At 48.8% G+C, this 26198-nt stretch carries 26 protein-coding genes; 17 read left to right on the top strand and 9 right to left on the bottom strand.

The genetic code is table 11. The features are described from left to right. Positions 1 to 76 precede the first annotated feature (76 nt). Genes ACTJKB_RS02220 through ACTJKB_RS02210 form a run of 3 tightly spaced genes read left to right on the top strand, consistent with a single transcriptional unit; the run spans position 77 to position 2254 of the window. A complete protein-coding gene (locus tag ACTJKB_RS02220) occupies positions 77 to 1042 on the top strand; it encodes an ABC transporter ATP-binding protein (RefSeq protein WP_440831614.1) in 966 nt (321 codons plus the stop codon). Continuing rightward, a complete protein-coding gene (locus tag ACTJKB_RS02215) occupies positions 1039 to 1749 on the top strand; it encodes a hypothetical protein (protein ID WP_440831613.1) in 711 nt (236 codons plus the stop codon). The genes ACTJKB_RS02220 and ACTJKB_RS02215 overlap by 4 nt, the downstream gene beginning before the upstream one ends. Positions 1750 to 1789: 40 nt before the next feature. After that, positions 1790 to 2254: a hypothetical protein gene (locus ACTJKB_RS02210; protein ID WP_074086203.1), complete on the top strand. Its 465-nt coding sequence runs from the start codon at positions 1790 to 1792 to the stop codon at positions 2252 to 2254. A 9-nt stretch (positions 2255 to 2263) separates the two neighbouring features. Here ACTJKB_RS02210 and ACTJKB_RS02205 read toward each other — a convergent pair whose 3' ends face one another. The 3 genes from ACTJKB_RS02205 to ACTJKB_RS02195 form a co-directional block, all read right to left on the bottom strand. Continuing rightward, the gene (locus ACTJKB_RS02205; RefSeq protein ID WP_440831612.1) at positions 2264 to 3547 is read right to left on the bottom strand and encodes a winged helix-turn-helix domain-containing protein; all 1284 of its coding nucleotides are present in this window, start codon (positions 3545 to 3547) and stop codon (positions 2264 to 2266) included. Positions 3548 to 3660: 113 nt separating this feature from the next. Next, the gene (locus ACTJKB_RS02200; RefSeq protein WP_440831611.1) at positions 3661 to 5745 is read right to left on the bottom strand and encodes an ABC transporter ATP-binding protein; all 2085 of its coding nucleotides are present in this window, start codon (positions 5743 to 5745) and stop codon (positions 3661 to 3663) included. Between the two features lie 120 nt (positions 5746 to 5865). Next, a complete protein-coding gene (locus ACTJKB_RS02195; protein WP_440831610.1) occupies positions 5866 to 7614 on the bottom strand; it encodes an ABC transporter ATP-binding protein in 1749 nt (582 codons plus the stop codon). Between the two features lie 532 nt (positions 7615 to 8146). On the opposite strand from ACTJKB_RS02195, the gene ACTJKB_RS02190 reads away from it, so the two are divergent. Beyond that, entirely contained in the window at positions 8147 to 8464 is a 318-nt protein-coding gene (locus ACTJKB_RS02190) for a HesB/YadR/YfhF family protein (RefSeq protein ID WP_440831609.1), read from the top strand. Between the two features lie 102 nt (positions 8465 to 8566). Here the strand turns inward: ACTJKB_RS02190 and ACTJKB_RS02185 are convergent, their stop codons facing one another. Beyond that, positions 8567 to 9082, bottom strand: a complete 516-nt coding sequence (locus tag ACTJKB_RS02185; RefSeq protein WP_440831608.1) for an ADP-heptose synthase — start codon at positions 9080 to 9082, stop codon at positions 8567 to 8569. Between the two features lie 137 nt (positions 9083 to 9219). On the opposite strand from ACTJKB_RS02185, the gene ACTJKB_RS02180 reads away from it, so the two are divergent. From ACTJKB_RS02180 to ACTJKB_RS02170, 3 genes are all read left to right on the top strand, one after another. Then, a complete protein-coding gene (locus ACTJKB_RS02180; protein ID WP_440831607.1) occupies positions 9220 to 10968 on the top strand; it encodes an ABC transporter ATP-binding protein in 1749 nt (582 codons plus the stop codon). Positions 10969 to 11224: 256 nt separating this feature from the next. Then, a complete protein-coding gene (locus tag ACTJKB_RS02175) occupies positions 11225 to 11644 on the top strand; it encodes a MerR family transcriptional regulator (RefSeq protein ID WP_440831606.1) in 420 nt (139 codons plus the stop codon). Beyond that, positions 11641 to 12198 carry a hypothetical protein gene (locus ACTJKB_RS02170; protein WP_440831605.1) on the top strand — a complete coding sequence of 186 codons (558 nt, stop codon included), beginning with the start codon at positions 11641 to 11643 and terminating at the stop codon, positions 12196 to 12198. The genes ACTJKB_RS02175 and ACTJKB_RS02170 overlap by 4 nt, the downstream gene beginning before the upstream one ends. A 65-nt stretch (positions 12199 to 12263) precedes the next feature. Here the strand turns inward: ACTJKB_RS02170 and ACTJKB_RS02165 are convergent, their stop codons facing one another. Together ACTJKB_RS02165 and ACTJKB_RS02160 are read right to left on the bottom strand one after the other, a co-directional pair. Continuing rightward, positions 12264 to 12707 carry a DUF441 domain-containing protein gene (locus tag ACTJKB_RS02165; protein WP_440831604.1) on the bottom strand — a complete coding sequence of 148 codons (444 nt, stop codon included), beginning with the start codon at positions 12705 to 12707 and terminating at the stop codon, positions 12264 to 12266. A gap of 88 nt (positions 12708 to 12795) precedes the next feature. Further along, a complete protein-coding gene (locus tag ACTJKB_RS02160; RefSeq protein WP_440831603.1) occupies positions 12796 to 13782 on the bottom strand; it encodes a YpdA family putative bacillithiol disulfide reductase in 987 nt (328 codons plus the stop codon). 192 nt (positions 13783 to 13974) lie between these two features. On the opposite strand from ACTJKB_RS02160, the gene ACTJKB_RS02155 reads away from it, so the two are divergent. The 4 genes from ACTJKB_RS02155 to rsgA all read left to right on the top strand — a co-directional run bounded on the left by ACTJKB_RS02155 (position 13975) and on the right by rsgA (position 17563). Further along, positions 13975 to 14571 carry a metalloregulator ArsR/SmtB family transcription factor gene (locus ACTJKB_RS02155; protein ID WP_440831602.1) on the top strand — a complete coding sequence of 199 codons (597 nt, stop codon included), beginning with the start codon at positions 13975 to 13977 and terminating at the stop codon, positions 14569 to 14571. Between the two features lie 121 nt (positions 14572 to 14692). Then, complete coding sequence (locus ACTJKB_RS02150; protein ID WP_440831601.1) at positions 14693 to 15148, top strand: DUF3939 domain-containing protein; 456 nt, start codon at positions 14693 to 14695, stop codon at positions 15146 to 15148. Positions 15149 to 15292: 144 nt separating this feature from the next. Beyond that, positions 15293 to 15964 (top strand): HAD family hydrolase, encoded by a 672-nt coding sequence (locus ACTJKB_RS02145; protein ID WP_440831600.1) that lies wholly within the window; start codon positions 15293 to 15295, stop codon positions 15962 to 15964. Positions 15965 to 16471: 507 nt separating this feature from the next. Then, the gene (rsgA, locus tag ACTJKB_RS02140) at positions 16472 to 17563 is read left to right on the top strand and encodes a ribosome small subunit-dependent GTPase A (protein ID WP_440831599.1); all 1092 of its coding nucleotides are present in this window, start codon (positions 16472 to 16474) and stop codon (positions 17561 to 17563) included. Positions 17564 to 17767: 204 nt separating this feature from the next. Here rsgA and ACTJKB_RS02135 read toward each other — a convergent pair whose 3' ends face one another. Further along, entirely contained in the window at positions 17768 to 18394 is a 627-nt protein-coding gene (locus ACTJKB_RS02135) for an FMN-dependent NADH-azoreductase (protein WP_440831598.1), read from the bottom strand. A gap of 327 nt (positions 18395 to 18721) precedes the next feature. Here ACTJKB_RS02135 and ACTJKB_RS02130 point away from each other — a divergent pair, with 327 nt between their 5' ends. Continuing rightward, complete coding sequence (locus ACTJKB_RS02130; protein WP_440831597.1) at positions 18722 to 18862, top strand: hypothetical protein; 141 nt, start codon at positions 18722 to 18724, stop codon at positions 18860 to 18862. 108 nt (positions 18863 to 18970) lie between these two features. Here the strand turns inward: ACTJKB_RS02130 and ACTJKB_RS02125 are convergent, their stop codons facing one another. Then, positions 18971 to 19210 (bottom strand): hypothetical protein, encoded by a 240-nt coding sequence (locus ACTJKB_RS02125; protein ID WP_074086218.1) that lies wholly within the window; start codon positions 19208 to 19210, stop codon positions 18971 to 18973. 137 nt (positions 19211 to 19347) lie between these two features. Here ACTJKB_RS02125 and ACTJKB_RS02120 point away from each other — a divergent pair, with 137 nt between their 5' ends. Continuing rightward, complete coding sequence (locus ACTJKB_RS02120; RefSeq protein ID WP_440831596.1) at positions 19348 to 20013, top strand: hypothetical protein; 666 nt, start codon at positions 19348 to 19350, stop codon at positions 20011 to 20013. Here the strand turns inward: ACTJKB_RS02120 and ACTJKB_RS02115 are convergent. Beyond that, positions 20003 to 21733, bottom strand: a complete 1731-nt coding sequence (locus ACTJKB_RS02115; RefSeq protein WP_440831595.1) for an alpha-amylase family glycosyl hydrolase — start codon at positions 21731 to 21733, stop codon at positions 20003 to 20005. The two genes, ACTJKB_RS02120 and ACTJKB_RS02115, sit on opposite strands and share 11 nt — an antisense overlap. A 376-nt stretch (positions 21734 to 22109) precedes the next feature. Here ACTJKB_RS02115 and ACTJKB_RS02110 point away from each other — a divergent pair, with 376 nt between their 5' ends. The 4 genes from ACTJKB_RS02110 (at position 22110) to ACTJKB_RS02095 (ending at position 26030) form a co-directional block, all read left to right on the top strand. Further along, positions 22110 to 23117 (top strand): ABC transporter substrate-binding protein, encoded by a 1008-nt coding sequence (locus ACTJKB_RS02110; protein WP_440831594.1) that lies wholly within the window; start codon positions 22110 to 22112, stop codon positions 23115 to 23117. Positions 23118 to 23269: 152 nt separating this feature from the next. Then, positions 23270 to 24049: an ABC transporter ATP-binding protein gene (locus ACTJKB_RS02105; RefSeq protein WP_440831593.1), complete on the top strand. Its 780-nt coding sequence runs from the start codon at positions 23270 to 23272 to the stop codon at positions 24047 to 24049. Then, positions 24046 to 24882: an ABC transporter permease gene (locus ACTJKB_RS02100; RefSeq protein WP_440831592.1), complete on the top strand. Its 837-nt coding sequence runs from the start codon at positions 24046 to 24048 to the stop codon at positions 24880 to 24882. The genes ACTJKB_RS02105 and ACTJKB_RS02100 overlap by 4 nt, the downstream gene beginning before the upstream one ends. Before the next feature lie 161 nt (positions 24883 to 25043). Beyond that, positions 25044 to 26030, top strand: a complete 987-nt coding sequence (locus ACTJKB_RS02095; protein ID WP_440831591.1) for an aromatic acid exporter family protein — start codon at positions 25044 to 25046, stop codon at positions 26028 to 26030. Positions 26031 to 26198: the final 168 nt, after the last annotated feature.

Genomic DNA, 26198 nt, shown 5'->3' with positions numbered 1-26198 from the left:
TTGTCAGGTTTAAAAGGAAATCAAAGCCGCCCCGGCGAATTTATGGTTATGAAGAATGTGAAGGGAGGATAGCGGTATGACTCTTACTGGTATCGGTACAAGCCAGCAGACGGATGGTCCTTCTGCGCCAATTATTGAGCTGATCCGGGCCACGAAGCTATATGACCGACGTCCTGTGTTGAGTGAGGTATCCTTGCTTGTGGAAGGTGGAACGGCAACGGCTCTGATTGGCCGGAATGGATCCGGTAAAAGCACGCTGCTCTCCATTCTTGCCGGATTGACAAAGTTATCCTCCGGGACCACGGTGTACAGCAGGCGCAGAATTGCCACAGGGTATGCCCCTGAAGCTTTTCCGGGGCTGAAGATGTCAGCAGAGCATTACTTGCTCAGTATGGCAAGGCTTGCTGGTCTTTCATCTGCTGAAGCAGAAGCCAGAATGGCAGAATTGCTGGAGATTTTTCATCTGGAAGAGTTTCGCAGACAGCGGATGGACGGGTTTTCCAAAGGAATGCTGCAAAAAGTGAACTTAATCCAAAGTCTGATTGCACACCCGCAGCTGCTGCTGCTCGACGAGCCAATGTCAGGACTTGATCTTCCCGCACAGCATGTACTGATCGGTTTTCTGAAGGAGCTGAAGCGCAGCGGGTCGGGAATTGTATTCTCTATCCATGAGCCGCAGACCATTGAAGCTCTGGCTGACAGCGTACATGTCCTGCATGCAGGCAGAACGGTTACAACCATCCATGGCCAAGAGGAAATGCGGGTGACACCCGCTGTTTACATAGTTTGCAAAGGCATTTCAGAGCAACGAAAGGCAGGGATTATGGACATGCCCGGGGTGATTTCCATACATGCACTGGATGGTTCACCCGGAGATTATTTAGCAGTGACTGTAGAGACTGCAGCAGCGGATGATTATCTTCGCCACATGCTTCAGTCAGAGGGGTCGGTAGTATCTGTAGAGCCTTGCGGCGGTTTGAGTTCTGGTGGTCTGGAGCAATGGATGGACCCCAAACCAGTCAAAGGGGGAACAGCGGGATGAGATGGCTTGTTTTCTATATGCTTCGCAGCTATACTGCTTCACAGCGGTACTTCGGTCCTGCTGCTTTTACAATTATTGCTGTGCTGCTCCTTTATTCCTATAAACCTAATCCCGTGATGAACAGCTATGCTGCCACAGCGATTATCCTGTTTGTGGGCTCTGCCTGGTTAGGGTTAAGCTTGTTGAATCATGAGCACCCGGTGCAACGGCAGGTTTCAATCGTTCAGGCAAGGAGCAAACTGCGATATAGCATCGGTACTCTTCTTACCTTAGGTACGTTGATCTTACTGCTTGACCTGCTGGTTGTGGGTTATCCGGTGCTTACAGGACAATTTGATGAACCGGCAGGTCTATACAGGATAGCTATAGCATTCGCCGGGCATGCGTTGCTGGGACTGCTGGGTGTGACTATATCCTTGTACCTCCAGGCTTCCTGGGTGTCCAAAACGAGCTATGCCGTGGGACTAATGCTTACAGTTCTAATTTTTTCCATTGGCAGTCTTAAGCTGAGTCAGCTCATCCCAGGTCCCTTCGTTAACATTCTGCTTCCTCCGGCATCTCCGGTTATGGATGCCCTAATGAATGCGGATGATTTGCCCCTTTTTCAGGTGTTGGGTGCCTTCATGCATGCACTGATCTATATTGTGCTGTTCACTGGATTCAATCTATACCGCTCCAGCCGTATGGATGACAGCAAAAGCTTATGATGATGTAAAATACTAGACAGAAAGAGGAACGGGAGGAAAGATGAAGGATACACACATACCGGAGAGTGAACAATCCAAAGAGCTATTTGCTTATTTCGGACTTGCTGTCTACTACTGCCAGGCACTGGAGCAGCAGTTGACCAACCTGCTGCTTCTAACGAAGCTGTCTCAGGGAGAAACGCCTACAGAAGCAGATCTTGCGGAACTGTATCAGCGCAAGCTCAGCAATTCACTCGGCCAGCTCATCAAAGAAATCCAGCATCACTTCCCTTTTTCGGAAGAGGAAACCAACCAGCTTCAGGCAGTATGGAAGCAGCGTAATCATATTGTGCACGATTATTTCAAAGAGCGAATTCAGGAGACGTTCACACCTGCCGGCAGGGCACATATGATCCGTGAACTGAAGCGTTTCAAGAATAAAGCCCGCAGGCTTGAGATCAAATTGCAGGGCTACTGCACTGAGATGTACAGCAAACTGGGTCTTGAAGAGGAAAATCTGATTTGAACAGATGAATTATTGTTGAAAGTGGGATTCCAGAGCCTGAAGCCCATTGCTCACCGCCACTCCGGGAGCGAACCGGATCGACGAGGCCCGCGTGCATTCCGCAAGCGAATCTAAAGCTGATGTAAGCGCGGGGATCATCTCCGCGCTTAAGCCCGTATCCGGTTCCCACCACCAGCGCAGAATGTTCAGTACACCGTTTTTCTTGTCCATTACCGGTTCAAAGCGCGCAATGAAACGTTCTCCGTATAGCAGTGGCAGCACATAATAACCGTACTCTCGTTCAGCAACAGGTTTGTATACTTCCCAGCGGTAAGTGAATCCGAACAATTGCTTGATCAGTTCTCTGTCCCAGAGCAGATTGTCGAGCGGAGCCAGTGCAGCTGCGAAATCAACGCCAGCTTCGTTATGATTAAAGGTACCGTCGTCCGCTAATATCTCTTCCAATACGTGGGCATCTGAGGTCCGCATGTATAGCGGAAGTTTCAGGCCATCGACGCGGACTTCGCGGAGGGAGTCCCTTTGCAGCAACCGATCTATTGCGGCTGTTCGTTCCTTGCTCTTCAAGCCTGCGATCCCCAGCCAACCGTCGCCGGATTTGTTCCACTGCAGGCCAATGCTGCCTATCCTGCGCAGCACATACCAGTCGTAATGCTGCTCAGGCGTCACGTTGGGATCCTCGGTGATGAGCAGATGCTCAGGAAGCAACTTCGCCGTGAAATCATAATAGCGGCGAGTGTGTACACGGTGATGAATGGAGATCTCACCCCAGTAATACATACTCTCCATAGCTGCACGGGATAGCCGTGCCGGAGCCCAGGCCCAATCAATCTTGTCCTTGCTCTCCAGATCCAGTGACGAGAGGGGACCGCGCCGGATCAGCTCTTCCCGTACATGCGACACCATTGCTCCGAGTGCCTCATTGCCCTGATAGCGTTCTGCAGCCATATCTCTGCGGCGCTGAAAGTATTGCCAGTCCTCCGTGCAGTAGATCGACATATTCTTGTCCCAGCCGTCGACCAGCAGCCTGTCCTTGTAGAGCAGCTCCGAGGCAAGCTCCGGGACGAAGCCGGGAATCCGCGCCTGCAGCACAAGCTCATGATTATGTCCGGCAATGCTGAGCGGATCATATTGAATGCAGCCCACATGGCGGACGAAGTCGTAAATGGCAGCCTTGCCGCGAGGTGAGCCGCCGGAGACGAGCCTTTGATGCTGAAGAAGGAACTGCCGGGCTTGCCGCTTGCTGAGCGAATAAGTGATCACTGTTTCCACCCCGATCTTGTGTATTGTTTCCATTATACGGAACAAACGTTCTCTGCACAAGCCTACAAAAGCCCCGGATGCCATAGGTCTGCATCAGGGGCTGATTTTTGGTGTGGGTTCCATCCTAGAGAACGATGCCCGCGTTGTTACACTTGTTTTATGGATGGCTGTAAGACTGCTTCTAACCGATGATCCGGAGCGGGAGCTGGAAGCTCCGAGCCTCCGCCAGCACCGAGCTGCAGCTGATACATGCGGAAGTATCTTCCGCCAAGGGCCATTAATTCATCATGGCTGCCGCGTTCCACGATCTCTCCACGGTGCAGAACCAGAATCTGGTCCGCACTGCGGATGGTGGAGAGGCGATGGGCAATGATGAAGGTAGTGCGGCCCTTCTTGAGTACCTCGAGCGCTTCCTGAATCAGACTCTCTGTTTCCGTGTCGATATTGGAGGTGGCTTCATCCAGGATCAGAATCGCCGGATCAAAGGACAACGCTCTGGCGAACGAAATCAGCTGGCGCTGGCCTGCCGACAACGTGCTACCTTTCTCGACCACCGGCTCGTCAAAGCCTTGAGGCAAATGGGCCAGCAGTTTATCTGCACCGACTTCTCGCAGTGCTCGTTCCACACGTTCACGGGAAATTCGCTCATCTCCAAGACTTACATTTGAAGCGATGGTGCCGGTGAAGAGGTAAGGGTCCTGCAAAACGATACCCATGTGACTGCGCAGCCACTGCTTCGGTATGCCTTTAACCTCCTCACCGTCAATCGTGATGGTGCCGCGATGCGGATCGTAAAAGCGGAACAGCAAGTTGATGATCGAGCTTTTGCCGGATCCGGTATGGCCTACAAGGGCCACAGTCTCGCCGGGACGCGCTTCGAAGGAGATGTTCTTCAGGACGAAGTCTTTTTTATAGGCAAAAGAGACATCCGTGAATACTACATTTCCTTTGTAACGCGGCATGCTTCCATCGGTGACCGGTTCACCCGGTTCGTCCATCAGCGTAAACACCCGTCCCGCAGAAACCATGGAGCTGTCAAGGTTGGCAAGCTGGTTGACCATCCCGGTAATCGGTTGAAACATCCGTCCGAGCACATCAACGAATGCATACAGCACACCCAGGGACACAAAGGTGGAACCGCCCAGACTGCCAAAGCCGAAGTACCACAGGACGAGCACAAAGGAAAGGCTGCGCAGCGAATTCACCAGATTGTGGGAGGTGAAGGCGTTCAGATTCAGCATTTTGTTCTGATATTTCAAGTAATCGTCATTGAGTTTTTCAAACTCTTCCTTACTTTGCTTCTGGCGGCGGAAGATACGGATGATTGACATCCCCTGAATCGATTCATTGATGATGGCGTTAATCTCACTAAGGCGTGATCGGATAATGGTATTGTATTTGGTGGCAACCTTGCGGTACAGAATGATCCAGAGAACCACAATCGGCACGATGAACAAGCTCACCAGGCCAAGACGGATATCCAGCAGGAATAGGGCAACGTACACGCCTAGGATATTGATAATCCCTGTGCTGAAGTTAGACAGTACGGCGATGAACAAATCTTTTACCGCTTCCGTATCATTCGTCACCCGGGACACGACTTTGCCGGCAGGCAAGTTGTCAAAAAAGTAAACCGGCAACCGCTGGATGTGCGCATACACATCGGTCCGCAGTTTGCGAATGACCTGATTGGCCGAGGATTGCAGCCAGTAGGTTTTGCCAAATTCGGCAAAGATCGAAATCACCAGGAACAGGGCATACAAGCCTACAAGCTCGTAGATTCCAGGAAGTTCAGGTTTGTAAAAGGAAAACAGTTCGTCAGCCGACAGCTTCACAGCCGGGTAGACAGCTTCTGAATCTCCATGTTTGATATATAGTGAGCCATCCCGGTAGGTCCGCTCGCCGTCAGGCTGCGCTACCGGTTCGTTGATGAAATAGAAGGCTCTGCCTTCCTGAAGCAGGCGGACCTCCTGGCCTTTGGCCTCACCCGGCGCAAAACGGTCACCGCGTTTGTAGTAGATATTGTTATATTCAGCTGCTTCCTCGGATGAAGGGGTCTGGAAGTAGGGTTTCTCGATGCCCAGCATGTGATTATCGATCATGCTCTTGGCGATAAAAGGGCCTGCGAGCTCGGCCGCCACTCCGATGGTAAGCAGCAATAGGGCTGCGATAAACGTCTTTTTGGCAGTTAAAGCATACTGCAGCAGGCGTTTGCCTGTACTCTGTGTCAACGGTGACACCTCCTAAAAGTTTTGTAAGCGTATCTTCATGGATTTCACTACGTACAAAACTCGCTTCGTAAGCATACGCTTAAGTTTTGTTACTAGTACACCTTGGATGGATAGAACCCATTATTCATTGGTCAGATTGTTCTCTACCTGCTGCCGGTCGAATTGCTCACGGTACCAGCCATTCATGTCCAGCAGTTCCTGATGGGTCCCTCGCTCGGTAATCTGTCCATTATCCAGCACGACAATCAAGTCGGCATGCTCAATAGCGGATAGGCGATGGGTGGAGATTAATGTAGTTTTACCTGCCCGTTCCTCACGGATGTTCTCAATAATTTTGGCTTCAGTCCGTGCGTCAACGGCGGACAGTGCGTCATCCAGAATCAGAATGTCAGGATTGGCAATAAAAGCTCTGGAGATCGATACACGCTGCTTCTGGCCCCCGGAGAGGGAGACGCCGCGTTCACCGACCAAGGTATCCAGACCGTCGGACAAGGTACCGAGATCGTTCTGGAATGCTGCTGCTGTGATCGCATCCAGAATACGATCGTCGCTGGCTCCATGGTGACCGAACTGGATGTTCTCGCGCACAGATTTGGAGAATAGTATCTGTTCCTGCGGTACATACCCCATCCAGCTGTGGAGCTGATCCAAGGCGATTTGCCCTATTGGCACATCCGAAATCAGAATGTCTCCTTGGCCTGTCGGATATTCATGCAGCAGCTGCTTGAGCAAGGTGGATTTCCCACTCCCGGTACGGCCGACTACGCCGAGGGTCTGACCTTGGGTAAGGGAGAAGCTGACCCCGCTCAGATTATCGATCGTTGAGGAGGGATAACGGAAGGTCACGTCCTTTAATTCGATAGTGGTTGGCTGAGCCACAGGAACCGGATGGGGAATATCCTGCACATCTGGTTTTGAATTCAACGTTTCGTCGATCCGTTCCAGTGAAGCACCGCCGCGCTGCATAATGTTGATCAGTTCACCAATGGCGAACATCGGCCAGACAATCATCCCAAGGTACATATTGAAGGAGACCAGATCTCCCAAAGTAATTTGATTGCGGAAAACAAGATAGATCCCATAAGTAAGAGCGATAATGTAACTGAGTCCGACGCACAGCCGGATAGTTGGCTCGAAGAAGGAATCAACCCGCGCTACGGCCATATTTTTGCGGTAAACATCTTCCGTAATGTCGCTAAAACGTTTCTCGTCATGCCGTTCCTGTACATAAGCGCGGATGACGCGAATACCGGATACTGACTCCAGCACTTGATCGTTCATATCTCCGAAAGCGTCCTGCGCCAGACTGTAACGGTCATGAATGGCTTTGCCGTAGAAGATCATGGCGATTGCAATAAGCGGCAGCGGCAGTACGGCCGCAAGGGTCAGCTTCCAGCTGACCAGGAAACCCATGGCAAGCAGCACGACAGTGAGAAAAATGGTTGAATCGACGAGTGTGAGCATCCCGAAGCCAACGGTTGCCGAGACAGCCCGGATATCATTGGTGGCACGGGCCATCAGGTCACCCGTACGGTTGCGTTCAAAGAACGAAGGCGTCATGGTCATCAGGTGATTCATGAAGCGGGAGCGCAGAAGGCGCTCTACCAGGTTGGACCCTCCGAAAAGCTTGTGCATCCATATGTAGGTGATCCAATAGATAATCAGCAGCATGAGAACAATCATGCCAATGTACTTCATGAGCGAACTTGCGGTGATCGAACCGCTGACAATGTCATCAATAGCGTTGCCTAGCAGGCGGGGAGGCAGAAGCTCCAGAACACCGGCTACAATCAGTAAAATAAGTCCAATAGCATAGCGCTTTTTTTCGCGGCGGAAAAACCAGCCGAGATTGCGGAGAACGGAGAACAAGGGAAATCCCTTCCTTTCGTGTTGAAATGATTGTCGGCTTATAATAAGCGGTCAAGACGAAGGTGATTAATGAAAGTGGAAAATCATACCAGCATGCAAAAAGGCATACCATCCTGTAACGGATGATATGCCTGTAATTTACATCAGCTATCATGTCCACGGTGCTGTAATGCAGCACAGAGACATGGAAGAGACTTGCCTAACCTGATTTCACACGGTACGCGTAACGCGCATGAATCTCAGGAAGTTTCCACTGCTAGGGCTGCTTCGGTATTTAGTTGTGTATGCGTGCCGACAATAGTGAGGAAATATACAGGTACAAGGTTAAACACCGCGCTCACCCCTTTCATTAGTTTTTGGTAATAACTTCAAGACGCTTCGTTATGTTCCGAGTTTATCACCTGGCCTGAAGAATTGTCAAATGTAATTTTGAATAAATTTCGAATAAGCAGTAGTATGATATCCGCGTAAATGATTTGGAATATAGATATAAATTCAGTATTATTAGCATATACAGGAGGTGCTTAAACAGATGAAGATGGAAATCAGCAAAGATGCCGCCGCCTGGTTCAAGCGGGAACTTTCTCTGCAGAATGGGGCTTACATCCGTTTATTTCCCCGCTACAGCTCGGGAGGAGGACTGCATCCAGGTTTCTCACTGGGGATCGCGGATGAGCCTCCTAGCCGTCCTGCTGTACAGACGGATCAGGCGGAAATTATTTTTTATATGGAAGAGCAGGATCTTTGGTATATGGAGGGTTATAGCCTGTCCATTGTGTATTCGGAAGCCGAGGATGATATTGAGTATGTGTACAAGCCTGAGGCGGTAGCCGGGGTTCTGAACGAATGATGTTGCGGGTTTGATGTATGGACAAAAAGCCCTTGCCAAAAGGCAGGGCTTTTTGTGTGGCGGCTAGAGGAGGACTGCGCAAGCTGCCTGAGCGGGAAGAGCTTAATGCGAGCTGCGGAAGGTTTCTTCCTCCATGGCAAAATCAAAATCATCAATATCAAACACCTGAACAGGGACACCACCTTCAATGATGCGCTGAATCAGCTCGAATTGATCGGTTAGAATCGGCACTTTCTCCCTCTGAGAGGTCAGTAGCAGCTCCGTTTCAATCGGGTCGAACGTTTCTCCATACGTTGCGTTATCGACACTGTTGATAATAGTGATCTGTGCGTGGCTGCCCAGTAGGATGCCGGAGCTTTTGGCCCAGGGGATGTTCAGGCAGCGGTTGATTTTTTTGGAATTCAGCGGCTCCTCGAAATAAGCAATAAGTTCGCGGATTTTGAGCTTCACATGCTGGTCATCCTCTGCATGGCTCATAAGAGGTTCGTCGCTGTCCCGCAGTTCGTATAATTCCATCACGGTAGTGTAAGGCACTATATATTCTACGGGGCTCCGCGGTATGAGAAGCTGGCCGTAAATCGCCATCATGACGGCTTCGGTCACAAATTGTCTGGACATCGTTATCCTCCTGAAGTTCGGGTACTGCTATTTAGAGTTGAACGCGTACCTATGGACTTAAAAATATAAAAACACTGTGGAACGAAAATGTCAACAGTACCCAATCAATACGGTAAAGAGAAAGGACGCTACTTTCTGTGAAGCAATGGAAATCTTATTATACTTTTGTACGGCCCTACATGAAATGGATTGTCCTTACCCTGTTCATCGGCATGATCAAATTCAGTATTCCGCTTACCCTGCCGCTCATCCTGAAATATGTGGTCGATGACCTGCTGAACAATCCGGCACTCTCTGTTGCGGAGCGGGTATCGAAGCTGATGACTGTACTCGGGGGCTCACTTGTGCTGTTCGTGATTGTCAGGGGGCCGGTGGAGTATTACCGCCAGTATTTTGCCCAGTTGATTACCAGCAGCGTGTTGTTTGACATGCGCAACAGACTGTATGGACATCTGCAGCGGCTCTCGCTTCGCTATTATCAGAATACTAAAGTCGGCGAAGCGATCTCCAGATTTATTAATGATGTTGAACAAAGTAAAAACCTTGTTGAAGTCGGGATGATGAATGTCTGGCTGGATATGTTCACACTGGTGTTCGCCCTGGCCTTTATGTTCTATCTGAATCCGGTGCTGGCCCTCGTATCGATTGCTATACTGCCGCTGTATGGCATTGCGGTGAACACGCTTTACAAGCGGCTCAAGCTGCTGACCAAGGACCGTTCCCAAGCGCTTGCGGCGATACAAGGGTATTTGCATGAACGGATTCAGGGGATTGCCATTATCCGCAGCTTCACTATGGAGAAGGTGGACAAGAAGCAGTTCGAAGACATCAACGGCAAGTTTCTGGAAAAAGCGATGGCCCAGACGCGCTGGAACGCTATAACTTTTGCCATTATCAATACCCTGACGGACATCGCGCCGCTGTTGGTGATCGGGTACGGGGGGTATCAGGTTATTCACGGGAATTTGTCGCTCGGGACCTTCGTGGCGTTCTTCGGCTATCTGGACCGGATGTATGCTCCACTGCGGCGTCTGATCAATTCCTCGACGGTGCTGACACAAGCGTCCGCATCACTGGAGCGGGTAATGGAGCTTCTGGATGAGCCGTATGATATTATCGACGGACCAGGTGCCAAGCCGCTGGTGGCGCCGTCGGGAGCTATAGAGTTCCGGAAGGTGTGGTTCAAATACAACGATGAGAATGACTGGGTACTGAAAAATATTGAACTTCGCATCGATCCGGGACAGACAGTGGCTTTTGTCGGGATGAGCGGAGGAGGGAAATCCTCATTGATCAGTCTAATCCCGCGTTTCTATGATATTACGGAAGGCAGTCTGTGCATGGACGGTCAGGATGTCAGAAGTCTGACACAGGAGAGCCTGCGGAGGACCGTCGGGATGGTGCTGCAGGATAACTTCCTCTTCAGCGGCTCGGTGCGGGATAACATCCTTTTTGGCAATCCCGTAGCGGGAGAGCAGGAGATTGTCGCGGCTGCAAGGGCTGCGAATGCTCATGATTTTATTATGCAGCTGCCGGATGGTTATGACACGGAGGTGGGAGAACGTGGAGTGAAGTTGTCCGGTGGACAGAAGCAGCGCGTCGCTATCGCACGTGTTTTCTTGAAAGACCCCAAAGTGCTGATTCTTGACGAGGCCACTTCAGCGCTCGATTTGGAATCCGAGCATCTGATCCAGCAGGCGCTGCAATCGCTGGCTTCAGAACGTACCACACTCATTGTGGCCCATAGGCTGTCTACGATCACCCATGCGGACCAGATTGTCGTATTGGAGAATGGCGAAATTACCGAACGCGGAACCCATGAAGGACTTATGGCGCTGGATGGGAGTTACGCCCGGCTGTTCAATGTGCAGAGGTTGGATGCTTAAGGTTGTGTAAGTCAAGACGATGCGGTCCCTGTGGGGGCTGTTTTTTTTGAAGACAAATACGTGTAGTAAATGATCCTTCTTTTTCTCCTTGAAATGGATACCGTCAAGATAAGGACGTTGTAGGCGGTTTTCTACTTGTGAACTTGGTCTTTCCAGCAAAACCGTTGCATATTGATTTTAGTTACAGTATACTGTAACCAGCACACTCGAGTGTAACTTGTTGCGATAAGGCGATTTATAACAGGAGATGAACCTGATGAATGTGTACACAGGTAAACAATTGGCTGATATTCTCCAGCAGGAGGATGCGGACATGAATTTAAGGACGGTCCGGTATTATACACAGATAGGAATGCTGCCACCCCTGGAGCTAGTGGGGAACAAAAGAGTATATACCGAAAGACACTTGGAATCTTTGCGGGCGATTCTGACCTTATCCAAGAGCGGGGAATCCTTGGCGGATATTCAAATGAAGCTGTCTGAGCTCACTGCCGAGGAAGTTGCCAGTATCGGTGCCCGGCTCAGGTTCTACCAGCCGGAGCACATTCTGCAGCACGAGACGCTGGTGATTAACGAAGATGTAATGCTCACGGTAAGTCCGCAAATCACACCGGAACTGAAATCAGAGATGATAGAGGCTGTGACCCGGCTGCTGAGAGGAGAGAAGAAGCAATGATTGAAAAGTCACTTCCGCTGGAGATACGCTTCGCCAAGTCCTTTCTTGAGCATGAAGAAGGAATAAATCATCTGTGGATCCGGCTTGCACAGCTAACCGGTGTAAAGCATGCAGAAGTCCGGCTGCAGCTTCCCAAGGGGATCTACTGGACTGGAGATGCGGGAGAATACCCTGTTGGTGCAGACCGTCAAATTATCCTTGAGTCCCTGCAATCACCAAGTGAGTTATTGCTGGAGATTTATACATTACAGCCGATTGGCTGCGGATTGACAGAGCTAATAATAACGGTGTCCTGTTTAGAGGAAAGTGGCGAGGAACGGGAACATTCACTTACTGTTCCTCTGATGATCTCAGATGAAGAAGAGGCAGGTCAGCCCGCTATGGATGATGAGATCGTTAGAAAAGTAAAAGAACGGTTCTCACGTCACACACAGCATCCTGATTATCATGGGAACAAAGAGCTGCTCGACTGCACACCCGGAAGGCTAATTCGTTACGATCCTCATTACCAGTCGGAATTGGAGAAGAAGTACAGGGTTGAAGGATACTATTAATTTAAAAAGGCTGCGGACGCTTTTGAGCGAACCTGCAGCCTTTTTGGTAATCACAGAGCAAATTCCTATCCTCTTCCGATCAGCAGTGACAAAATCCCGGCAGCGATTAGCGGACCTACGGGAACTCCTTTGAATAAAGCTACTCCGAGTACAGTCCCGATCAAAAGACCGGCCACAATTGTAGGCTGACTGCCCATCAGCAGAGCTCCCCGGCCACCAAGATAGGCCACCAGGATGCCAATAGCGATTGCCGCAAGCGACTTCCAATGCAGGAAGGAGTGCCAAATGGTGTCCAGCGAAATTTTACCGCTGGCCAGCGGAGTCATCACACCGATGGTCAGGATGATAATCCCGACCGTCAGACCGTACTTTTCCAGCCAGGGAAAAGTCTGTTGAAGTCCAAGCACCCGCAGTAGCAACAGAACAACCATTGCGATAGTGATGGGTGAATTTTTACTGATAATGCCCAGTGCTGTAAAACCGAGAAGTAATAAAGAGGTTATATCCATAGCAGGCGGCACACTCCTTTTTTTCTAATATGCCCAATGCTTTAACAACCATTTAGATCGAGCTATGCGTATTTTTATGAGGCGGAACTTACTCGGCCAGACGTTTGGAGATGATATGATCCGCGATCAACTGACCGTGCCCGCGCCCGGTTTCGATGAATACCTCATTGGCATTGCGTCCGGAGGCAATGACCCCTGCGATGTAAAGTCCGGGTACATTACTCTCCATGGTAGAGGGATTAAAGGCCGGTTTATCTTGGCTATCGTCCATGCTTACACCAGCGGAGGAGAGTAACGTCCTGCTGGGTCTAAATCCTGTTAAGGCCAGCACAAAGTCATTATCCAGTTCAGTTACATCGCCGCTGTGGCTAGTGATGATTACTGATCCTGGAGTAATTTCAGTCACCTGTGATTCGACGTGAAGTACGATCTTCTCCTTAAGAACCATGCTCTCGAAGATTGGACGAACCCAGGGCTTAATATTCTCAGAAATGCTGGCACCCCGGTACACCATATCCACCTCGGCTCCAACGCGTACGAGCTCCAGTGCTGCATCGACAGCAGAATTGCTGCCACCGATTACGGTTACCTTCATCCCCGTATAGGGATGGGCTTCGCCGAAATAATGGGTGACCTTGGGAAGCTCCTCTCCCGGAATTCCAATCAGGTTCGGCTGGTCAAAATATCCTGTAGAGATCACTATGTTGGCAGCCCTCCGGGTAAGAGCTTCTCCGCGTTTGTTGCGGGTATGTACGGCAAAGGTGCCATCTTCCAACGGTTGAACGGACAAGGCTTCCTCGTATGCGGCAATATCCAGTCCATGCTGTTCCGCAGCACGCCGGTAGTAGACCAGAGCTTCATGGCGGAAAGGTTTGTCATTGGGTGAGGTGAAAGGTACATTCCCGATTTCCAGGAGCGCAGTTGTGCTGAAGAATTGCATGTTGGTCGGATAGAGATAGATAGAGTGGACAATGAAATTTTTTTCGATGATCAGGCTGGATAATCCTTGGCGCTGGCATTCAATGGCAGCAGATAATCCGCAAGGACCTGCACCGATTATGATGACATCTTTCATTAAGCTTCAAACCTCCCGAATAATAACTTGCTTTTTTCTATAAAGCGTACCCTAAATTTTAAATTTTCGCCATTCTTCCCGTAAATCCAGGTGATAGCACTTGCTCCAGTCCATTGAATACGATATAATTAGATATATATCTAAACTATTTCATTCTGTGAATTTTAGATAATTGATAGGAGAGTGACCCCATTGCAGCTTGATAAAATTGTAAATTACCACAAAGCTTTATCTGACCCTACACGTTTACGGATTCTTTTGCTGCTGTCCAAAGGGGAGGTTCACGGGCAGGCTTTGGCAGAGAAACTGAATTTGTCACAACCCACAGTTACGCATCATGCCGCCAAACTGCGGGAAGCCGCGCTAATCACAGAGCGTAGGGACAAGAACACGGTATATTTTATGCTGAATCCCGAGTTTATTCAGGCCGGTTCGGATGCATCACTAAAGTTTATTTTTTCCAAGGGGGTGGAAGATATGGAGAAAGAGTCACCAGATACAAGCCTGAAGGATTCGGTGCTGCGTAATTTCTTCGCCAAAGACGGGCGCTTGCGGCAGATCCCCGCTCAGTACAAGAAGAAGCTGATTGCTCTGCAGTATATGGTCGAAAAGCTGGAGCCGGGCGTAGTCTATACGGAAAATGAGATCAACGAGTTCATTAAACCATTCCATGAAGACTATGCAACCATTCGCCGCGAGTTCATTATGCATCAATTCATGTACCGGCAGAATGAACACTATGAACTGAATCCGCCCGAGTTATGGACACATTGGGAAAATGTCAAATAATGATCTAAAGATTGGGTATTTTCTGTGACAAAAGACAGGCAAGCTGATTAAATGTCTGAATAACGAATAAAATGGAATTGTAAGCGTTATCTGACATATACTTCGAAAGGAGACTTTCAGTATGATATTCAAGCGCGCCAAGAAAAATACGTCCACTGTCCCTATCACTGTTACCTTACCGCAGATCAAGCAGGCTGTAAGGCAATTTGAAGAAGATATGCCCGCTCCTATCAACCGTACGGCTCTATTATTAGAGGATAAAAGTATTGACCTAAGCCGGCTCAAACGTTATTTAGGCGGTGTACCCCAGCAAAAGTTTTATATGTCCCGCGAGACCTTTGAGATTTTCGAGGAATCTGACAAGCTCGTGCCTTACTATCTGGATTTGGTCCAATCGGCTGTAGATAACTATATTAGTGATACCGGTAAGCTCCCGCTGATTGAGGATGCCTGGCTGCCTGAGGTGCATTACCGGCTGCTCGCCAGTGAACGGTATCTGAAGGAAACTCCGCCTTTTCCCTTATATATTACCGAAGAGGAAATGATGCTTACGCATCGGCCGGAGCATTTTGAATAACGGGATACGAATCCGTAGACTGTTCAGTTGAAGGGGTGTATGACCTCTTTTACCGGAATGGTCTTTTCTTTGCGCGTTCCCCCATAGTACAATGGATTTCTGACTGGACACGGAATGAAATTCAAGGAACAAGGGGAACTTGGAATGAGAAAAGTACAAGCTTTGCTGTTTGATCTGGATAACACGCTAATGGACCGCGACCATACTTTCCGCAGCTTCAGCCGGAAGTTCGTGCAGGATTTTCTGGGCCATCTGGAGCCAGCAGAGGCCGAGCGGGTCGTGGAAGACATCATCCTCAGAGATGCGGACGGATACCGGGATAAGGATGGTTTTTTTGCCGAGCTAAGTGACGTACTGCCCTGGCAAAAACCAATATCAGCTATAGACATACGTGCTTATTATGACAAGACTTATATTACTCACGGAGCTCTTATGAAGCATGCTGTCCATATTTTGGAATATTGCCGGGAGCGCGGATATATGATGGGTCTGGTGACGAACGGCAAGAAGGATATCCAATTTGGTAAAATCGATCTGCTTCAGCTTCGCGGTTACTTCAAGGCGATCGTGATCTCCGGAGAGGTTGGGATCAGCAAACCTGATCCGGAGATCTACCGCCTCGCACTGGATAGGCTGGGTGCAGCCGCAGAAGAAACCTTGTTTATCGGGGATCATCCGGTGAATGATATCTGGGGAGCGGCCAAGGCTGGAATGGAGACCATTTGGCTGAAACGCAATCATCCGTGGGATGAACAGCTGGATGCCCATCCTTGGAAAACCATTCATGAGCTGGATGAACTGGAGGCTATTTTATAGCGGCATATGATTGCGGGGTTGACAATATAATGCAGCTCCGTTTATCATTACACCATATTAGTTCGGAAGGAGACGATGTTATATGACAGTTTATACGGTTACTTCGTTATCGGTAAATACTGCTCAGGATACGTGTCTTCCGGGAACAGCGGCTGCAGTGTAAGGATTGCAGCTTAGCGGGCAAGCTCTATGATGCCTTATAGAGCCGCCGGGAACCGTATCGGTTCCGGCGGCTTTTTTGCGTGTGTATATTGCAGCGTTTGATTTTTGCTGTAACTGCCGCGCACGGAAATTACTGGACTGTCCCTTCACAGGGGAGAGCCCGTACTTTTTGTATATGCTTTTATTAAGCAATTTTCTTGCCAAAGGCAAAAGAATGGCTATATGAGAGCTGCCGCCGGAATGATGATTCCGGCGGTTTTTTGTGTTCCGGGAAGTACGTCAAAGAAACAGTATCAGTCAGGTTGCATTTAAAAATTCAAAAACAAAAAAATTCAGGAGGCAATAATGACAATAGAACAATACGGCTGGAACAAGAGTTGGCAGAGCAAGTGGAATGAAAAACTTAAAGGATATGAAGGGAAGGAATATGTACCGGGAAGAATTATCGGGGACTTCGGCAGCAAGTACCGCGTGATGGCGGAGACCGGGGAAACTTGGGGCGAACTTTCTGGTAAGCTCAGACACTCGCTTACAGATTCTGGAGAATATCCGGCGATTGGCGATTGGGTGGTTCTAGTGATGCAGGATGGCGGCGAACATGCCGTGATTCATGGGGTCCTGCCCCGTCATAGTGTAATCTCGCGGAAGGTAGCGGGAAATACAATGGAAGAGCAGATCGTTGCCTCCAATGTAGATACATTGTTCCTGGTCAGCGCCTTGAACGATGATTTCAATGTCCGGCGGATGGAAAGATACTTGATTATGGCCTGGAACAGTGGGGCGAATCCGGTTATTTTGTTAACCAAAGCCGATCTCTGCCTGGATGCGGAGAGTAAAATCGCCGAGATGGAGCGGACGGCGCCCGGTGTAGCCATCCATGCGGTCAGTGCTTTGCTTGGGGACGGGCGGGAAGAGCTACAGCCATATATTAGCCCAGGGCAGACCGTAGCTCTTACCGGTTCCTCGGGCTGCGGCAAATCGACGATGGTCAACTGGCTAAGCGGCCGTAATCTTCAGCTTACCCAGGACATTAGAGAAGGAGACAGCCGGGGTCGGCATACGACAACCCATCGGGAAATGTTCGTCCTGCCAGATGGTGGAATTATTGTGGATACTCCAGGGATGCGTGAGCTGCAGCTATGGGAGGATGAAGGCGGTCTTGATCTTGCCTTCGGAGATATCAGTGTACTTGCCGGCGAATGCCGCTTCAGTGACTGCAGGCATGAACAGGAAGAAGGCTGTGCTGTACTTGAGGCTGTGGCAAGCGGGGAGCTGGATGAGAAACGGCTCTGGAATTACCGCAAAACCCAGCGGGAACTCAAGTATCAGAGCAGTAAAGAGGTGAAGCAGAAGCGGAAAACTGATGCTGCTGCAACGAAGGCGGGAAGTAGCCGTACCCGGAATTCAAGCTGGCGCCGTGAGCTCGACGATTTATGATGGAAGTATCCGCTTAGAACGAAAGGGACCCTTGCAGCTGTTAAACTGCTGTAAGGGTCCCTTGATTTTTGTCCGGCGGAAACGGCTTAATATACAGTCCGCCAAACTATATATAAATAAAAGTCCGGATGATGTGAAAGAGGAGATATCTGTAAAAAGTGCGGATGCTTAAATTCTTACCGGACTTTTAACGCTGTCTCACCATTAGAATGATGCAGCTGCAGATTTGGCCAGTTCCAGGCCGTTAGCGATAATTTCTGCAGATTGCTGCGGATTCTGGTTGTGTCCTTCGATGATCACCTGAGTAGTTTCCTTGAAGCCCCAGAAGTTCAGCATGCCTGCTACATAATTAACAGCCATTTCTGCAGTAGCAGCCGGACCTTCAGAATAAACGCCACCTCTGGCATTCAGAATCACTGCTTTTTTGTCAGTCACCAGACCTACTGGACCTTCAGCTGTGTATTTGAATGTAATGCCAGCCTGGCTCAAGTAGTCGATGTACGTATGCAGTACAGCTGGAACGGTCAAGTTCCACAATGGGAAGGCAAACACTACTTTATCTGCAGCCAGGAATTGATCAATATATTTTTTTACTACAGCAGCGCCGGCAGCTTCTTCAGGAGTAGCTTCATAGCCTTGACCAGCCTTGTACATCCCTGTAATCAATGTGTTATCGTAGTATGGAAGTTGTTCAGCGAACAAATCAAGCTCTGTAATTGAATCCTGCGGATGAGTTTCCTTGTAGCTTGCCAGGAAAGCGTTATACAGTTGAACACTTACTGCTTGATCTGCTGGGCGGTTATTTGCTTTAATGAAAAGTACATTTGACATTATGATTTCTCCTTAAATATCGTTTATTTATTAACTAACGTTAATATAGCATTTAATTATTTGTTTGTAAATATCCAAAGGATAAAATTTTTTTTGTTCGACACCAAAGTGCTTTTCTTTGCACAGCTACCACATCTCCGGGCATGGTGAATCATTTTGGCTTCAGAAGCTCAATATATAGTAATTGCACTTTTTACAAGGCTTTTTTGCATTTTGAGGCTGGGTTTAAGGAGACGGGTACCCGGTTATATAGGTGTTACAGGGGATTAGGAAATGATTTCCTCTACGATATAGCTGTAAAGGAATCCAAACAAAGGAGCGATTGACATGTCCATTGACCGTTTTATTATAAAAAAACTGGACAGCTGTCACGAAGAGCATACCCGGCGCAACCTAGTGAAGCTGTTCAAGCTGCGGATTCAGAAAGCCGAAAAACAAGAGAAGCCATCCCTCCATCGGATCAGCTAGATTCACGTTTCTCACATAAGAAATACTACACATTGTATACAGCAGAGCATGTTCCTTGGATAAGGAATGTGCTCTTTTTCTTTGATGTATACAAAAAAAATCCCTCTATTAATAGAGGGATAATGCCAATGAATCATTTTCACTGTAACTGTGCAATATAGCTTCAGAGCCTTTGATTTCGATACTAATCAGAGAATTCAAACATTTCTGCAGGGCGCTTTTACCCTTTTGAATTTTGAGTTCCAGCGTACTGTTAAGCAGTCGAAGTACTTTTTGGGTGGGCTGTTTGTTTTCTGTAGTGAAGTACACAGGTACAATCTTGTTCTGAAAACTGATGAGCATTCTCATTGAAATCACCTCGCTACAAGTATTTCATGTTATTGATCATACCCTTACTTTCTTAATTTTACCTTAAAATTAGCTTATGATAACATAAAGATTACAAGTTTTATAGCTTAAGCCTTTTCCGGGAAGGAAACATTGATGTGAATAACCATGATACGTTATATTTAGCGCATTTTCTGTTCCCTGAAACATCGGGTGATAAAAGAGTAAAGGATGTGCTGCAAAGGGGAGTCTTAGCGGACAGGATATGCCGTTTGGAATTTAGCGATGGGGATTACGTACAGGATTTATGCCTGCTGGCCAATAAGGACAAAGTGCATTTATCCTATCTAAAAGATCCCGATGCCTTCTGCTATGAGCTCAAGACACCGGAAGAAATAAAACGAGCTTGCTATTATCTGATGAACTGTTTTCAACAGACAGCTGACATGGGTCAGGAAAACCCTGCCCTGTTAATGTCAAGACGCAAGTATGAGGAGCTGCAAAGACAAGCGGGCACCTGTACATTGTATTTTTTGTCTGAGCGGCTGGCTGCCGAGACAGGGGATGTTGTTCATTCTCCCTTGCTGGCTAAGGCAATGAAAAGTCCGACCGCCACCGGTGAGCTCAGGTTCTGCACACGGGCAAAAGGTGTCTGGTCTTTTGAGCGGGCTTCTTATCTTGAGGATATTGCTGAAAGCTGGCTGATTCGGATCAGTTCCAGGGTTTCGGAGGACTGGCTGATTGCTTCACCGTTCACCAGACCTCAGCTATGTTCTGCTTTACATAAGTGGTTAGTTAGGTCATCACAAGTATCTACTTCATAATGACAGTTGTATAGGGTGGAATTGTGAGCGTCGCCTGATCCAAGCGGGCTGTACCAGGAATTGCCTTTATAATCTTCACGTACGGGTGTTTGCCGGTTCCCGGACGGATGGCGATGGACAACGATTCACCCGTCAGGTTATGGGCAACCAAGATTTGCTGTCCTGAAGTAATTCGCTCATAAGCCATAACTCCTGCATTACCAGAAGGATAATCACGGATGTCTCCATCCCGCAGCGCCGGAATCTCACCCCGAATGGAAATGAGCTGCCGGTATCGTTCGAGCAGTGAGTCGCTGCTATTCAGCTGACTTTCTACATTAACACCGGACTTAGCATCGTTGTTGCTTCCCGGTTCCCAAGTGGTTTGTCCATTGGCCGGTTGGCCTGCTGTCCAGCGCATGGGTTCACGGATACCTTCGTCCGGCTTGACACCAAGCATTCCAATCTCCTCACCATAGTATATAAAAGGATTTCCGGGCAGGGTCAGCAGCATTGACGCAGCCATTTTTGCATGCTGAGGCTGGTTCTGCAGCTGGCTCATTACTCTGTTCTGGTCATGGTTGGTCAGAAAGGTTGCGTCTGCGAAAGCACTACCCGAGAGCTGGGAATATAGTTTGTAGGTCCGTTCAAGTGTAAAAGCTACACCGCTGTCTTTCTCTGTTTTGGCAGAGTTTATTAAGGATTCAGCCAACCCGAAATTAAACCCTGAATTGAATGCATGATCCAGATAAGCTCCTACGGAAACTGCGGAATTCTCCCACACCTCACCCACGATATAGGCCTCCGGATTGACTTTACTCATGGACTGACGGAATTCTTGCCACCAGGCAACGTTTTTTGCCGTAGTGGCTGCACTTTTATCAGACAGCAGATCCTCATATATGTGTTTTGCAGCATCCAGACGGAAACCGTCAACCCCTTGCTTAAGCCAAAACGTTCCGATATCTTTCATCTCGCTCCGGACCTGCGGATTATCAAAATTCAGATCCGGCATACCGTCCCAGAAAGTACCCATGTAATGGTTGCCTAAGAGAGGATGCCACGGATTGCCGCTGCCCGCCGCACTTGTTCCGCTTACAGGACGATGCTGGTCCTCCGCCCAAACATACCAATTCCGGTATTTTCCGTCCTGATTTTTGGCGGAGTCCACGAACCATGGATGCACTTTGGAGGTGTGATTGATTACCAGATCCATGATGACCTTTATTCCACGCTTGTGCGCTTCTGTGAGCAGGTTCTGCATATCCTCTATAGTTCCGTAATCGGGGTTGATGCTTCGGTAGTCTGTAACATCATAACCGTGATAGCTGGGAGATGGATTTATCGGCATCAGCCAGATGCCCCCGATTCCGAGATCGTTTTTTGTCGCAGGATCACCGTCATTGAGATAGTCGAGCTTCTCGGTAATACCCTTCAGATCTCCAATACCGTCACCATCAGAGTCATAGAAGGAACGGACAAAAATTTCATAAAAAACCGTAGAAGGCTGTTCATCAACCGCCGCGGAGGAGGTAACGGATGAATGGGATGGGGAAGCCGGTGAAGCGGATAAGGAGCGGGGGGAAGCAGATGGCACATTCGAAGCTGAATTAGGGGGTGAGGTACCGGCATCAGAGGCGCTGCCTCCTGAACATCCGGCAAGCAAAGCGGCAGAGAGGCCCGGGATGGCAACCACAGACAGAAGTCGCCGAGCATCGGCACTTTTAAATAAATGAATCATGACAGGATTCCCCTTTCAAACGGATAACAACTTTAATATGTATTTAAGTAAGCGCTTTACAAATATAATAGTAGAAAAATCGTTTAAGGTAAAACGTTTGCGCATATTGAAAACGACTGAATAACAAGAAATCATTCGAAATATGCAGCGAAAAGGCCGAATTCTTATGGTTATCTCTTTATTTTTCCGTTTATCACCGTTTATTTATTGATTTTGAAGGATCTCCGAAAGGAATACTTGAGTTTCCACATCAAGATGCCTATAAAACCCGCTTGAATGTAGTGCAAACGTTGCACTTTATGTCAGTTAACCATTCTTTAGGCAGGCGCATATGCTTAAGCAAGGGCGAAGACCCTGGAGGAAAGGGGAATGAAGGATGAATATCAGGAAAAAAATTTCATTGTCGCTCATGATCATCACTCTATGTTTTTCTGTGCTCGCCGGATGTGGAGGAGACTCTGCTGAAGTGAAAGTAAAGGTCGGTGAAGTTACCCGTTCGGTATTTTATGCGCCTGAATATGTGGCATTGTCGCAGAATTTCTTCAAAGATGAAGGGCTGGCGGTAGAACTGCAGACGATTCCGGGCGGAGATAAAACCATGACTGCTCTGCTGTCCGGGGCTATTGATGTAGCGCTCGTAGGATCTGAAACTTCAATATATGTCTTTCAGCAGGGAGCGGATGATCCTGTCATCAATTTTGCCCAATTGACACAGAGGGACGGCACATTCCTGTTCGCGCGTAAGCCGGATGCGGATTTCAAATGGGACAAATTGAAGGGGAGCACTTTTCTGGGCCAAAGAAAAGGCGGAATGCCGCAAATGGCAGGCGCATTTACGCTGCAACAGAAGGGGATTGATTCCGGGAAGGACCTCATGCTGATTCAAAATATTGATTTTGCCAATATTGCCGGGGCTTTCGCGTCAGGTACGGGAGATTATGTTCAACTCTTTGAACCAACGGCCTCCATATTTGAGCGTGAGAAGCGTGGCGGGGTGGTAGCTTCTTTTGGATTAGAGAGCGGCTATCTGCCTTATACGGTTTTTATGTCCAAACAAAGCTATATCAGCAAAAACAGTGATACGGTACAGAAATATACGAACGCGATCCAGCGTGCCCAGCTTTGGGTGAAGGCGCACAGCCCGGAGGAAATTGCTGATGCGATCCTGCCTTACTTTGAAAAAACAGACCGGGATATTGTGATTTCTTCGGTCAAGCGCTACAAGGAGCAGGATACTTACGCTGTTAATCCGGTCATCGACGATAAAGAATGGAATAATCTGCTGGACGTTATGGACAACGCCGGAGAATTGAAGGATCGGGTTCCAGCAGCCAAGATCGTCAACAACAGTTTTGCCGAAAAAGCTGAAGCCAGCATAAAGTGATTCGAGAATGCTTATGCTTCCGAAGCTAGTTTTGTACGAAGTAGATCAGAGTAGCTGATGCTAACAAAACTTAAAGTGAATGCTTCCGAAGCTAGTTTTGCACGAAGCAGATCAGAGTAGCTGATGCTAACAAAACTTTTAGGAGGGGTGATATGCTTCCCATTGTGCAGTTAAAGGAAGTGACGCATGCCTATTTAGGGGACCGCGAGGCGTCGCTTGCCATCGAGAACTTCAGTCTGAATGTGGAAACGGGGGAATTTGTCAGTCTGGTTGGACCCAGCGGCTGCGGCAAAACCACGCTCCTGTCGATCATCGCCGGACTGCTGCAGCCATCGCGCGGGGAAGTGTCTGTGAGCGGACACGCGGTTAGCGGTCCTTCTCCTGAGGTGGGCTACATGCTGCAGCAGGATTACCTGTTTCCCTGGCGGACTATTTTGGATAATGCTCTGCTGGGGCTGGAGCTGACCGGAAATCTCAATGAGAACTCAAGGCGGAAAACCATAGAACTGCTCGGTGAAATGGGGCTGGCCGGCAAAGAGCATTCCTACCCGGCTCAGCTGTCAGGAGGGATGCGCCAGCGGGTGGCACTGGTTCGGACGCTTGCTACGGACCCGGGGCTGCTGCTGCTGGATGAGCCCTTCTCCGCACTGGATTACCAGATTAAGCTGCAGCTTGAGGATCTGGTCTCAGAGACGCTTCGCAGCCGTGGAACTACGGCTATTCTGGTTACCCATGATCTGTCAGAGGCGATTGCTGTCAGCAGCCGTGTGATCCTGCTTCAGCCGAACCCCGGAAAGATCCGCAAGATATTTATCGTGCCCGAAGCGATCAGACGCACACCTCCGCTATATGCACGGGACTTGCCGGGGTTCGCGGAGCTTTTCCATGAAGTATGGAAGGAAATGGAGTTTGCAGGGAGGGAAGGCTTATGAAATCGGTTGAACAAATTGAATTAGCTGCCTCCCGTGCTTCATGGCTGGAAGAGAAGCATGCCCAGTATCAGAAGAAAAAGCGGCGATGGCGCGCCCGGGTGACGGGTGTCCGCGGCAGTCTGCTCGTGCTGTTCTTTGTTCTTTGGGAAGCAGGGGCACGTCTGGGCTGGCTGGATGAGCTGCTGTTCAGCTACCCCACCAAGGTTTTTAGGCAGATTTGGAGTGATATGGTCAGCGGAAGTCTGTGGCCGCATCTGGGCATGACGGTTGGCGAAACGGTTGTCGGCTTTGTGCTGGGGACACTTTTAGGTACACTCCTTGCCATCGTAATCTGGTGGTCGCCTTTTTTATCGGCAGTGCTTGATCCGTATATGGTTGTATTTAATAGTATGCCGAAGGTGGCGCTGGGGCCGATTTTTATCGTAATGTTCGGTGCGGGCTTTACGGCGATAGTGATAACGACGCTATCAATAACAGTAATTATTACAACACTTGTGGTGTATAACAGCTTTTGCAGCGTGGACCCGAATCTGGTGAAGGTGGCAAAGTCGTTTGGGGCCTCACGGGTACAGGTATTCAGTAAGGTGATCCTGCCGGCTTCCTTCCCCACAGTCGTATCCACGCTCAAGGTGAATGTGGGCATGTCTTGGGTTGGTGTCATTGTTGGCGAGTTTTTGGTGGCCAAATCCGGTCTTGGGTATCTGATTATCTACGGCTTTCAGGTGTTCAATTTCACGCTTGTGATGTCCAGTCTGCTGATTATTGCCGCTGTGGCCACTGCCATGTATCAGCTGGTGGTATATATGGAAAAGCTGATTTTGTCGCGACGGTGAAAAATATGTCATATTGTGCAGCTCCACAAAATCTTGTACCATGTCTATATCTTCATCTGAAACTTATAGTTCACTTGTTAAGCTCGCGTTTACGGGAAATGCTTCGAATGAATCTAAACTGGAACCGCTTGACTTACAAGATCGCAAGGAGAGGTATTTTCATGGGATTTCGAATTATTAAAACAGCGGCTGCTACACTGCTGTCGATCCTGCTGGCAGCCGCTGTGGGCATCCCGAATGCGCAAAGTGCGGGTCTGCTCGCGATTCTGGGTGTGGAAACCACTCGCAAAAGGAGTCTGCGTACGATCACAGCGCGGTTTCTGGCATCGCTGGTGGGACTCTTTTTCGGCTGTATTTTGTTTTTCTTCCTGGGGTTTCACTATTGGGTGCTAGGGATGTATGTACTCATCGGGTTCCCGATGATTGTAAAATCCGGCTACAAGGAGGGGATTGTTACCAGCTCTGTTATCGTATTCCGTGTTTTTGGACAAGCCGAGCTATCGGTACATGTTCTGCTGCAGCAGATCGAGCTCTTGTTCATCGGTCTTGGGTCTGCCGGATTGATTAATTTGATTTATATGCCTCAGACCGGAAGTGTCATTGCTGCCATCCGTAAAGAGGTGGACAGCTACTTTTCCGTCATTTTTACACAGATGGCGCGTACACTCCGTGACCCGGGGTATCTCTGGGATGGAAAGGAACTAATCGGTGCGAATGAAGCGGTACAGCGGGGGCTGACTGCAGCCTCCAGGGAAATGGAGAACCATGTGATTCATCCGGATGAGGCCTGGAATGTCTACTTCTATATGCGCAAGGAACAGCTCGAATCGATTCAGAATATGATGCAGCTCCTCTCGCAGGTTTATAGGCAGTTGCCTCACGGGGACATGGTTGCAGATTTGTTCGATCAACTCAGCAATGATGTGCTGGCTGAAGAATATACGGGCCGGACCGAAAAACTGCTGGAAGTACTGGAGCAGGAATTTCAAAAAATGGATCTGCCGGAAACCCGGGAGGAATTCGAGGTCCGTTCAGCCATTCTGCAGTTATGCCGTGAGCTCTCACTGTATCTGAATATCGCCAAAAGATATAAAATGCCGGTCGATATCAAACCGGTGAAACGGCCTATTTCAGTGAAAGGAAACTAGGTAAGCTGAACGATATGGTGGATTCCATGTCCTGAAGGAACAATTTAGGTATTCACATTTTGGTACGATATAACGATAAAAGATATAGGAGCAAAATGCGTGTGCTTATTTAATGCTGCGTTCAATAGGATTCAGGGCCAGGATATCATAGTATAACAAGCTGAATGG

The sequence above is a fragment of the Paenibacillus sp. 22594 genome (assembly GCF_052044425.1).
Taxonomy (GTDB): domain Bacteria; phylum Bacillota; class Bacilli; order Paenibacillales; family Paenibacillaceae; genus Paenibacillus_AQ.
The sequence above is the reverse complement of the archived record's forward strand: the minus strand, read 5'-3'. Positions and strand labels throughout refer to the sequence as shown.